The 11,033-nt window shown below is 71.4% G+C and carries 10 protein-coding genes; 5 read left to right on the top strand and 5 right to left on the bottom strand.

The window, feature by feature from the left end; genetic code table 11:
• Positions 1-18: 18 nt before the first annotated feature.
• Positions 19-507 carry a hypothetical protein gene (locus HNQ01_RS05230; RefSeq protein ID WP_173804311.1) on the top strand — a complete coding sequence of 163 codons (489 nt, stop codon included), beginning with the start codon at positions 19-21 and terminating at the stop codon, positions 505-507.
• A gap of 19 nt (positions 508-526) precedes the next feature.
• Here the strand turns inward: HNQ01_RS05230 and HNQ01_RS05235 are convergent, their stop codons facing one another.
• The 5 genes from HNQ01_RS05235 to HNQ01_RS05255 form a co-directional block, all read right to left on the bottom strand.
• The gene (locus HNQ01_RS05235; protein ID WP_173804312.1) at positions 527-1,666 is read right to left on the bottom strand and encodes a GNAT family N-acetyltransferase; all 1,140 of its coding nucleotides are present in this window, start codon (positions 1,664-1,666) and stop codon (positions 527-529) included.
• Entirely contained in the window at positions 1,663-3,612 is a 1,950-nt protein-coding gene (locus HNQ01_RS05240) for an MFS transporter (protein WP_173804313.1), read from the bottom strand. Before HNQ01_RS05240 ends, HNQ01_RS05235 begins: the two co-directional genes overlap by 4 nt.
• A 116-nt stretch (positions 3,613-3,728) precedes the next feature.
• Positions 3,729-4,547: a DUF2145 domain-containing protein gene (locus HNQ01_RS05245; RefSeq protein ID WP_173804314.1), complete on the bottom strand. Its 819-nt coding sequence runs from the start codon at positions 4,545-4,547 to the stop codon at positions 3,729-3,731.
• Complete coding sequence (locus HNQ01_RS05250; protein ID WP_173804315.1) at positions 4,544-4,987, bottom strand: hypothetical protein; 444 nt, start codon at positions 4,985-4,987, stop codon at positions 4,544-4,546. The genes HNQ01_RS05245 and HNQ01_RS05250 overlap by 4 nt, the downstream gene beginning before the upstream one ends.
• Before the next feature lie 26 nt (positions 4,988-5,013).
• Positions 5,014-5,505: a YiaA/YiaB family inner membrane protein gene (locus tag HNQ01_RS05255; protein ID WP_173804316.1), complete on the bottom strand. Its 492-nt coding sequence runs from the start codon at positions 5,503-5,505 to the stop codon at positions 5,014-5,016.
• Positions 5,506-5,647: 142 nt separating this feature from the next.
• Between HNQ01_RS05255 and HNQ01_RS05260 the strand changes: the two genes are divergently transcribed.
• The 4 genes from HNQ01_RS05260 to HNQ01_RS22555 all read left to right on the top strand — a co-directional run.
• On the top strand, positions 5,648-6,382 hold the full coding sequence (locus tag HNQ01_RS05260) for a helix-turn-helix domain-containing protein (RefSeq protein WP_173804317.1): 735 nt from the start codon (positions 5,648-5,650) through the stop codon (positions 6,380-6,382).
• A gap of 87 nt (positions 6,383-6,469) precedes the next feature.
• Complete coding sequence (locus HNQ01_RS05265) at positions 6,470-7,498, top strand: LacI family DNA-binding transcriptional regulator (RefSeq protein ID WP_173804318.1); 1,029 nt, start codon at positions 6,470-6,472, stop codon at positions 7,496-7,498.
• Between the two features lie 66 nt (positions 7,499-7,564).
• Complete coding sequence (locus HNQ01_RS05270) at positions 7,565-8,608, top strand: pirin family protein (RefSeq protein ID WP_173804319.1); 1,044 nt, start codon at positions 7,565-7,567, stop codon at positions 8,606-8,608.
• A 319-nt stretch (positions 8,609-8,927) separates the two neighbouring features.
• The coding region (locus HNQ01_RS22555) for a tetratricopeptide repeat protein (protein ID WP_217427408.1) at positions 8,928-11,033 on the top strand (2,106 nt) is incomplete at its 3' end.

The raw sequence follows: 11,033 nt of genomic DNA on the forward strand, positions 1-11,033 counted from the left end.
CCCCCCCCGGAGACGACGATGCTGGCAAGAGGCTTGCGCGCGCTGCTGCACTGGACGGTCGGCCTGGTGCTGCTGTTCGAGGAATGGGGCTGGGAGCCGCTGGCGCGGTGGGCGGCCCGGCTCGCGCGGCTGCCGCTGCTGGGCCGGCTGGAGGCCCGGATCGCGGGGCTGTCGCCGCACGCGGCGCTGGCGGTGTTCGCGCTGCCGGGGCTGATGCTGCTGCCGGTCAAGCTCGGCGCGGTCGCGCTGGTCGCGCAGGGCCATGTGGTGGCCGGCATCGCGCTGATCGTCGCGGCCAAGCTGGTCGGCACCGCGCTGGTGGCGCGGCTGTACCAGCTGGTGCAGCCGGCGCTGCTGCAGCTGGCCTGGTTCGCGCGGCTGCACGCGCGCTGGATCGCCTGGAAGGCGATGGTGCTGGCACGGCTGCGCGCCTCGGTGCCGTGGCGCGTCGCGCGGGCGATGCGCCGGCAGCTCCGGCGCCGCACCCGGCGCTGGCTGCGCGACTGACCGCCCCGCACGAGGCCGATCAGCCGCGCAGCCGCCGCCCCAGCCCCTTCAGGAAGGCCACCGGCGCCAGCTTCGAGTGCAGGTTCCAGACCGACAGGCGCTGCGTCTGGATGCAGTCGTCGTACCAGGACATCACCGAGGCGGCGGCCGGCTGCGGCTCGCGCAGGTTGACCAGCCGGCTCTCGGTCGCGGTGGTGCCGAAGCCGTGCTGCAGCGCCTCGAGCAGCAGCAGCAGGCTGGGCGTCTGCGCCGCGCGCGCCGGGTCGAAGCAGGCATGGCGCTCGATCCAGACATGCCCGCTGCGCAGGCGCAGCAGGCCGGCGGCCTCGCCCTGCTCGACGCTGCCGAGCAGCCAGACCGCCGCATCGCCGTCGGCCGCCAGGCGCGGCAGCCAGTCGCGGTAGAAGGCGACGCGGCGCTCGTCGCCGCCGATCGTCACGCCGTTGTCCTGCTCGCGCAGGCCGGCCTCGAGCGCGAGGTAGCGATCGAAGGCGGCCAGGATGTCCTGCGGCGTGTCGGCCACCGCCACGCACAGCCGCGGCATCGCCGCGGCAAGCTGCTGGCGGGCCTGCAGGCGCTGCTCGCGCAGGGTTTCGGGCCGGCGCGTCAGGTGCGCGTTCCAGCTGCCGTCCAGGCGCTGGAAGGTCGACAGCACGTCGTCGTGCACCTCCGCATGGAAGCCCGCCCCCGGCTCGGCCAGCTCGCGCAGCGGCCAGCAGTCCGGCTCGAGCTCGCGCAGGTCCAGCACCTGCCAGTCGGCCCGGTTCGCCTTCAGATGACGCCACAGCGCCGCCCAGACCGCGTCGGCGTCGTCGAGCGCGAGCACGCCGGGGCGGTCGCCCTCCAGGATGCCGATCTGGCGCAGCACCTTCAGCGTCATGCCGTAGTGGCGCTCGCTGGTGCGCAGCAGCGGCAGCACGCCGACCAGGCGCTCGTCGTCGGCACGCACCGTCATGACATGCAGCTCGTCGCCGGCGCCGAGCAGGTGGCGCGCGGCCAGCTGCACATGGCGCCAGCGCACGAAGGGGCTGCCATGCACCGCGCGGCGCTCGAGCATTTCCCAGTCGGTGCGCAGCGCGGTCAGCCCGTCGGTGTCGCGCACGACGCTGACGGCCAGTTCGGTGGCGGAGGCCAGGGGGGCAGGAGCGGAGACGTTCATGGAGTCGATGGTCTGGAAAGGGAATGGGTGTCGAGCAGCCGCTGCACCTGCTGCTGCAGCCGCTCCGGCGTGACCTCGGCGGGCGGCACCGGCGCGGCCGCGGCCACGCCGATGCGGCTGGACAGGCCGCGGCGCAGCGGCCGCGCCAGCGCGCGGCCCCCCTCGATGCGCGAGAAGCTCGAGCCCCACAGGTCGAGCAGCGCCACCGGCACGACCGGCACCGGATCGCGCTCGAGGATCTTGGCGATGCCGCCGCGGAAGGGCTGCAGCCGGCCGTCGCGGGTGATGCCGCCCTCGGGGAAGATGCCCAGCAGGTCGCCCTCCTTCAGCACCTTCGAGGCCGCGTCGAAGGCGTGCTGGTAGACGGCCGGATCCTCCTTCTGCGGCGCCACCGGGATCGCGCCGGCCAGCCGGAACAGCGCGCCCAGCACCGGGGTGGCGAAGATGCGGTGGTCCATCAGGAAGCGGATCGGTCGCGGGCTGGCCGCGGCCAGCACCAGCGCATCGACGAAGCTCACATGGTTGGCGGCGATGACCGCCGGCCCCTCGGCCGGAATGTGCTCGGCGCCGATCACCCGCAGCCGGTAGACGACATGGGTCAGCACGAAGGCGGCGAAGCGCAGCAGGTATTCCGGCACCAGCAGGAAGATGTAGCCCGCCACCAGCGCGTTGGCCAGGCCGGTGGCCAGGAAGACCTGCGGCACGCTGGCGCCGGCCGACAGCATCGCGCCGGCCAGCAGGGAGCTGGCGATCATGAACAGCGCGTTGAGGATGTTGTTGGCGGCGATGATGCGCGCGCGGTGGCTCTTCGGGGCGCGCAGCTGGATCAGCGCGTACATCGGCACGCTGTAGAGGCCGGCCGACAGCGCCATCAGCGCCAGGTCGAGCATCACCCGCCAGTGCGCCGGCTGCGCCAGGAAGCCCGCCACGCCCCAGGGCGCGGCCGGCGCGGCCAGGCCGCTCGACGCGAAGTACAGGTCGACCGCGAACACCGTCATGCCGATCGCGCCCAGCGGCACCAGGCCGATCTCGACATGGCGGCGCGACAGCACCTCGCACAGCAGCGAGCCCGTGCCGATGCCCAGCGAGAACACCACCAGCAGCAGCGAGGCCACCCGCTCGTCGCCGTGCAGCACCTCCTTGGCGAAGGACGGGAACTGGCTCAGGAAGACCGCGCCGAAGAACCACATCCACGAGATGCCCAGCAGCGAGCGGAACACGACGATGTTGCCGTGCGCGAGCTTCAGGTTGCGCCAGGTCTCGGTCAGCGGGTTCAGGTTGATGCGCAGGCCCGGATCGGTCGCCGGCGTCGGCGGCACCTGCTGCGCGACCAGCCGGCCCAGCAGCGCCAGCGCCACGCAGGCCGCCGCCACCGCCGCCGGCCCCGTGCCGGACAGGCCGATCAGCAGGCCGCCGGCGACATTGCCGAGCAGGATGGCCACGAAGGTGCCCATCTCGACCATGCCGTTGCCGCCGGTGAGCTCGCGCTCGGACAGGTGCTGCGGCAGGTAGGCGAACTTGACCGGGCCGAACAGCGTCGAGTGCAGCCCCATGCCGAAGACGCAGGCCAGCAGCGTGGCCACCCGCACCGTGTCGTCGCCCTGCACGAAGGCCCAGCCGGCCAGCGCCATGATGCCGATCTCGAGCGACTTGACGAAGCGCATCAGCAGCGCCTTGTCGAGCTTGTCGGCCAGCTGCCCGGCGGTGGCCGAGAACAGCACGAAGGGCAGGATGAACAGCGCCCCGATCGCCAGCCCGGCCAGCGCCGGCGGCAGCCAGGCCAGCTGCACCTGGTAGGTCACCAGCACCGTGAAGGCGAACTTGAACAGGTTGTCGTTGGCCGCCCCCAGGAACTGGGTCCAGAAGAAGGGCGCGAAGCGGCGCTGGCCGAGCAGGGCGAACTGGCTCGGCTCGGCGGCAGGCGTTGACGGGGTGTCGGAGGACATCATCGCGATCGGGCTTCAGGCGCACGGCGGGTGCCGTGCCGATGATCGCGGCAATCCGGAAAAAGCCGCGCGCGGAAAGAACGGTTTTGCCGGTTCAGTTCTGTTCCGGCGGCCGCTCAGGGCACCGAGGGCAGCGTCTGCGCCGGACTGGCCAGACCCGCACTCTGCACGAAGCGGAAGACGGAGTCGACGGTCACGGTGTCGATGCGGTCGGCGAAGCGCTGCGCGTTCGGGTGATCGTCGAAGGCGATGTGCGCGCTGCCGACGCGCGCGCCCAGGCGCTTCATCGCGTCGATGCGCAGCGTCGTCGGCACATAGCCCTTGAACTGCAGCCAGGCCTGCGCGCGGGCGCGGTCGGTCGCGGAGGGCTCCATCGCCAGCGCCAGCGTCTCCAGCGCCCACTGGTTGCTCTGCTGGTAGCGGGTCGCCCACGGAAAGGCGACCATGCTGTAGGCCGGCTCGTGCAGCGTGGCCGCGCGGGCGTTGTCCTCCAGCAGCGGGCGCAGCGCCTTCTGCGCGGCCGGCGCCAGCACCTGCACGCCGGCCTCGAAGCGGTAGAGATCGTCCGAGAAGAACTCCGCCAGCCCCTGGCGGTACAGCGCCGACTCGGCGGTGCCGCAGTGGTTGAGCTTGTGCACCACCCGCCAGGCCCTGGCGCGCTCGTCGCGGTAGGCGTAGCCCAGGTGCGACCACTGCACGCCGTAGGCATCGAGGTTCTGGCCGCGCCGCGCCAGCAGCACCACCCCGGCGCCGCTGGTGTCGAGCCAGCGCGCGGTGCGCTCGGCCAGTTCCAGCGAGCGCACCAGCGTCTCGGTGCTGACCGGCTTCGTCTCGCAGCCGCGACCGGCCTGCGCCGGCGGGCTCGTCGTCGCCAGCAGCGCACCGGCCACCACCAGGACGGCCAGGGCCGGATTCAGGGCAGGCGCGGCGTTCATCGCGAGATCCTTTCATGGTGCAGCAGCGCGGCGCCGCGCTCGCTGGGCAGGAAGCACAGCGCCCGGCCAGCGCTCGACAGGATCCAGCCGGCGCTGATCGCGGTCACGAGGACCGCGGTGCCGGCGACCATCGAGGCCGCCTCGACGCCGGCGGCGCTGAAGTTCAGCACCACCCGCGCGCCGTCCGAGGCCCGCTCGAGCACCCAGACCGTGCCGGAGGCCACCACCTGCACGCTGACCACCGTCAGCACCGCTCCGGCGGCCAGCACCGCCGAGGGCGCCGTCACCGACACCGCCACCGGCACGCCGATCGACAGCCCGGACGAGGCCGCGCTCGCCTCCGATTCGCCGCGCGCCGCGGCCGGCCCGGTCACGCCCAGCAGCAGCGCCAGGCTCAGGGTCAGGGCCTGCGCGGCCCGATGCGTTCTGCTCGTCTTCATCCTGCTTCTCCTTGCTGGATCACGGTTCAACGTTCGGCTTCCCAGGCGTCGCGCAGCGTCTTGGCCAGCGTGAACACCGACGAGATCAGGTAGAGCCAGCTCACGCCGAGGTAGGCCTTCCAGACGTCGTCGACCTGCATGCGCCACAGGCCCCAGGCGGTCAGGCCCATCGCCATCGCGAAGCCGCCGCGCACCACCCAGGCCCACATCGGCGTGTCGGCATCCGGGCGGCTCTCGCGGTCGCGGACGAACTTCGACAGCACGAAGGCCGAGCACAGGCAGAACAGGTAGCCCATCACCATGAAGGCGCGGTCCAGGCTCTGGCCCGGCAGGCCGGCCAGGCCGCCGGCACACAGCGCCACCGCCAGGCCGAAGGAGATCCAGACCTGGGCGCGCCAGGCGCGGCTGTCGCGCTGCGGACGGCCGGACGACAGGCGGCGAGAGCGGACCGCGGGCAGTTCGGTCGGCAGGTCGGCGGCGGTCGGGGCGGACGGGGCGGACGCGGTGGCGGAGGACATGGCGTGGACCTTTCGGTGCGTGCGTTGAAGATGGGCTCATGGTGCGCCGACGGCCCGCCGGGTTCAACGACATGCCCCGATCGGCTGCCCCAATCCACCTTGGGTATCATCAGACGATACCCGACCACCCTCCACCCCGACGATGAGCAGCACCGCCGACCTGATCCGCCTCCTGAAGACCGAGCTCCGCGGCGCCGGCATCACCTACGCGCAGCTCGGGCAGGAGCTCGGGCTGGCCGAATCCAGCGTCAAGCGCATGTTCGCGCAGGGCGACATGCCGCTGTCGCGCATCGACGCGATCTGCCGGGTGCTGCGCACCGACTTCGCCGAGCTCTCGCGCCGGCTCGCCGACGAGCAGCCCGCGCGCATGGAGCTGACGCAGGAGCAGGAGCGCGCCGTCGTGGCCGACCGGCGCCTGCTGCTGGCGGCGATCTGCTGCCTGAGCCAGTGGACCTTCGAGCAGATGCTCGCCAGCTACCGCTACGAGCCGGCCGAGCTGGTGGGGCTGCTGCTGCAGCTCGACCGGCTGGGCATCATCGAGCTGCGCGAGCACAACCGCTACCGGCTCAAGGTCAGCAAGACCTTCCGCTGGCGTCCGCACGGGCCGGTGATGCAGTTCTTCCGCGCCGAGGTGGTTCCGGACTATTTCCGCGGCGGCTTCGACGGCGAGGGCGAGCAGCTGATGCTGGTGCACGGCGAGATCAACCGCGCGCTGGCGCCGGTCTTCAACGAGCGCCTGGCGCGCATCGGCGCCGACTTCGCGCGCCAGCACCTGGCCGACCAGCGCCTGCCCGAGGACCAGAAGCAGCCCTTCACGATGGTGCTGGGCATGCGCTCGTGGCTGTTCGGGCCGTTCCGCGATCTGCGTCGGCCGTAAGGCCAGCGCGCCCCTGGGCAGGCCAGAATCGGCCCTTTTCCTCTTGCATTGCCCTCCACTCCTGCAGCGACGAGCACGACAAGCACAATGGCCAGCACGATCAAGGATGTCGCCCGCCTGGCGGGCGTGGGTGTCGGAACTGCCTCGCGGGTGATCTCGGGCAAGGGCCCGGTCGCGCCGGAGACGGCCGCACGGGTGCAGCAGGCCATCGAGACGCTGGGCTTCCGGCCCTCGAGCATCGCGCGCGCGCTGTCGCGCAAGAGCCTGGACATGCTGGGCGTGTACGTGCCGCAGTACCAGGGCCTGTTCCACGGCGCGGTGCTCGAGACGATCGGGCGCGAGCTGCGCGAGGTCGACCGCCACATGGTCACCGCCAGCGGCGGCGCCTGCGGCGACGCGCGGCTGCAGGCGCTCGACGGCATCGACTTCCTGCGCCAGCGCGAATGCGACGGCCTGCTGCTGATGAGCCACGAGCTGCACGACGACGACCTCCGCCAGCTGCATGCGCAGATGCCGCAGATCGCGGTGCTCAACCGCATCGTGCCCGGGCTGGAATCGGTGTGCTTCTCGAGCGACCACGAGCTCGGCGGCCGGCTGGCCGCGCAGTGCCTGCTCGAGGCCGGGCACCGCGAGGTCGCCATCATCAGCGGCCCGCACCATGCGCCCGACAACGAGGCGCGGCTGCACGGCTTTCTCGACACGCTCGGCGCGGCCGGCGTGCGGGTGCCCTCCGAGCGCATCATCACCGGCGACTTCACGCCGGCCTCCGGGCGGGCGGCCGCCGAGGCGCTGCTGGCGCGCTGCGGCCCGGCGCCCCTGCCTTTCTCGGCGCTGTTCTGCGCCAACGACCCGATGGCCATCGCGGCGATCAGCGTGCTCGCGGCCGCCGGACTGCGCGTGCCCGAGGACCTGTCGGTGGTCGGCTACGACGACTGCGAGTTCGCCGCGCATGTCTGGCCGGCGCTCACCACGGTGCGCATCGACATCGGCGCGGTCGCCACGCAGGCCACGCGCGACCTGATCAACCGCTGCTACGGCCGCGACCGCCCGGTGATCCGCGACGTCGCGCCCGAGCTGGTGCGGCGGCAGTCGGTGCGTCGGGTCGACGCGGCCTGAGGGGAAATGGGCCGGGGCGTACAGTCCGGAAACTCCGTCACCCGGGCCCGCCGGCCCGCCCCGACCATGTCCACGCCCGACGCCGATCTGCCCGCACCGACCTTCCTGCCCCTCGGCTTCCCCTGGCCGACGCAGGACCCCTTTCTCTTCTGCGTCCACCACGACGACCGCTACCCCGCCGGCAACGGCCGCTTCGGCCCGGCGGCGTCGCTGGCCGGCCGGCAGATCGGCAGCGACTTCTCCTACCGCGACGGCTGGAGCCTGTACCACGGCGAGCAGGTGCCGGGCTTTCCCGCCCACCCGCACCGCGGCTTCGAGACGGTGACGCTGGTGCGCACCGGCCGCATCGACCATGCCGACTCGGCCGGCGCGGCGGCGCGCTACGGCGACGGCGACGTGCAGTGGCTGACCGCCGGGCGCGGCATCCAGCACAGCGAGATGTTCCCGCTGCTGCGCACCGACGCGCCCAACCCGCTCGACCTGTTCCAGATCTGGCTGAACCTGCCGGCGCGCAGCAAGTTCGCCGCGCCGCACTTCACGATGTTCTGGGCCGACACGATGCCCCGCCGCGTCGAGACCGATGCCCAGGGCCGGCGCGCCGAGCTGCTGTGCGTGGCCGGCGCCCTGCCCGATCTGGCCACGCCGCCCAGCCCGCCGCCCGACTCCTGGGCCAGCCAGGCGGAGGCCGACGTGGCGATCTGGACCCTGAAGCTCGACGCCGGCGCGCGGCTGACGCTGCCCGCCGCACGCGGCGGCGCGGCGACGAAGCGCCGGCTCTATTTCTTCCTCGGCGACGGCCTGCGGGTGGCGGACCAGCCGGTGCCGGGCCACTGCGCGATCGACGTGCCCGCCGACCGGCCGGCCGAGATCGTCAACACCGGCACCACGCCGGCCGAGCTGCTGATGCTGCAGGGCCGCCCGATCGGCGAGCCGGTAGCGCAGTACGGCCCCTTCGTGATGAACACCCAGGCCGAGATCCGCCAGGCCTTCGCCGACTACCAGCGCACCGGCTTCGGCGGCTGGTCCTGGGACGACGCCGCGCCGGTGCACGGACCCGACGCCGCCCGCTTCGCCCGGCACCCGGACGGCCGCGTCGAGCGGCCGGAGTGACGCAGCGCCGCGCCCGTCACCGCAACCTGCCGTCATCCCGCCAACCGCCGTCACCCCCGCGCAGGCGGGGGCCCACGCAACAAGATGACAGGATCAGGCAGACGTAGATCCTCGCCTTCGCGAGGATGACGAAGGTCGGGGCCGTTGATGCTGCCCATGGATCTCGGTTGTGCGCGACCCGCAGCGGGTTATGCGGTTTTTGCTGGTATTGCGCCCTGATGGGCGCGGCTGCTAGATTGATCCGCAAATTGCAACACCAGGGGGCGAGATGGCGGAGCAGCGGACTGATTTGGGGGCCGACAGCCACGACAACATCGTCGTGCAGATCGAGGGCGATCAGAACACGGTCCAGATCGGACCGCGCCCCAAGCTGCTGCTGACACGCTTTGTGGCGCAACGCCGGATTCCTGCGGGCAAGGCAGTGAGCGAACTGCTGCAGCTCTCGCCCTACACCCTGTCGACCACACTGGTCGGCCGTGACGCTGAACTGGCTGATCTCGACCGTTTTCTGCACAGCACCGAGTCCATCAGCGTGCGGGTGCTGACCGGCGACGGTGGCAGTGGCAAAACGCGATTGGCATTGCACCTGTGCGAGCAGATGGCCGACCAAGGCTGGTTGACCGGCTTCGCCACGTCGGACGCCTTGCGCAAGTTCAACACTCAGCCGGACCGCGCCGAATGGGGCTGGAGCCGGCCGACGCTGGTGGTGATCGACTATGCCGCCAGCCACACGGAATTGTTGAAGGACTGGCTGGATGCCCTGGCCGATCGACTTGGTCAGGAGCCCGCGCTCGAACATCCACTGCGCATCCTGCTGCTGGAGCGCCATGCCACCCACGAGTCGGGCTGGATGGCCGAGTTGTGCGCCAACGGTGGCTGGGCGGCGATCGGCGGACGTCACACGTTGTTTGATCCGCCGGAACCCGTGGCGGTGCGGCCGCTGACCGCTCCCGCGGACCGGGCCCGCCTGCTGAACCAGATGCTTCAGCGCAACGGCTTCATCGGCCCGCAGGTCAGCCCCGAATTCGTCGAGCGGCACCTGAGCACGGCCAGTTGGGGGCAAGATCCCTTGTTCCTGATGATGGCCGCGCTGCACGCCGTCCAGCAGGGCCGGATCGAGGCGCTGGCGCTGCGTCGCACCGACCTGGCGCAGGAACTGGCGAGGCGCGAAGGCGTGCGCCTTGACCGACTGGCCGCCGTCCACCAGCCGGCGCCGCTGAACAAGCAACTGCTGCGTCACCTGAACGCCTGCATCACCCTGGCGCAAGGGATGGACCGCGACGCCTTTCTGCCTCTGGTCAGCCAGGAAAGCCAGGCCACGGGCCGGCCGAACGGCGGTGACCCCGCCGAATTCCACGATCTGCTCGCCGACGCGTTGCCCGCCACCGACGACGGGTGCCTGCCCCCGCTGCTTCCTGATCTGATCGGCGAAGCCTTCGTTCTGGACACCCTGGCCGCCCAGAAAATCAACTCCACTGGGCTCCAGCGCCTGTACGCCACACTGGGTCTACCGATGGTCCAGACCCTCGTCCGCTGCGCCCAGGACTTCGCCAAGCAGGACACCAATCATCCCCTGCCGTGGTTGCGAGCGCTGGTGCAGGTCGCCTCCGGCGACTGGCAAAGGCTGGTGCAGATCAGTCAGGCGATTCCGCATGAATCGGTCGTGTTGCGCGGACTGAATCTGGAGATCGTCGAACTGCGCGACAAGGCGTTGGCCGAATGGCCCGAGGCTTCCCCAGAGCTGAAGGCTTGGCATTTGTCTCAGGCCAGCATTGCCCGCGCCGAGATGGGCCAGAGAGAAGAGGCGCTGGAGTCGGCGCGCGAGGCTGTGGAGATACGAAGAGAACTGGCCCGGCAACGCCCGGACGCCTTCCGCCCGGATTTGGCGAGTTCGCTGAACAACTTGGCCAACCGGTTGAGCGACCTGGGCCAGAGAGAAGAGGCGCTGGAGGCGGCGTGCGAGGCGGTGGAGATCTACCGAGAACTGGCCCGGCAACGCCCGGACGCCTTCCGCCCGGATTTGGCCATGTCGCTGAACAACGTGGCCAACCGGTTGAGCGACCTGGGCCAGAGAGAAGAGGCTCTGGCGGCGGCGCGCGAGGCGGTGGAGATCCGAAGAGAACTGGCCCGGCAACGCCCGGACGCCTTCCGCCCGGATTTGGCCATGTCGCTGAACAACGTGGCCAGCTTTTTGAGCGCCCTGGGCCAGAGAGAAGAGGCGCTGGCGGCGGCGCGCGAGGCGGTGGAGATCTACCGAGAACTGGCCCGGCAACGCCCGGACGCCTTCCGCCCAAATTTGGCCATGTCGCTGAACAACGTGGCCAATGTCTTGAGCGCCCTGGGCCAGAGAGAAGAGGCGCTGGCGGCGGCGCGCGAGGCGGTGGAGATCTACCGAGAACTGGCCCGGCAACGCCCGGACGCCTTC

The organism is Sphaerotilus uruguayifluvii, assembly GCF_013294065.1.
Classification (GTDB): domain Bacteria; phylum Pseudomonadota; class Gammaproteobacteria; order Burkholderiales; family Burkholderiaceae_C; genus Sphaerotilus; species Sphaerotilus uruguayifluvii.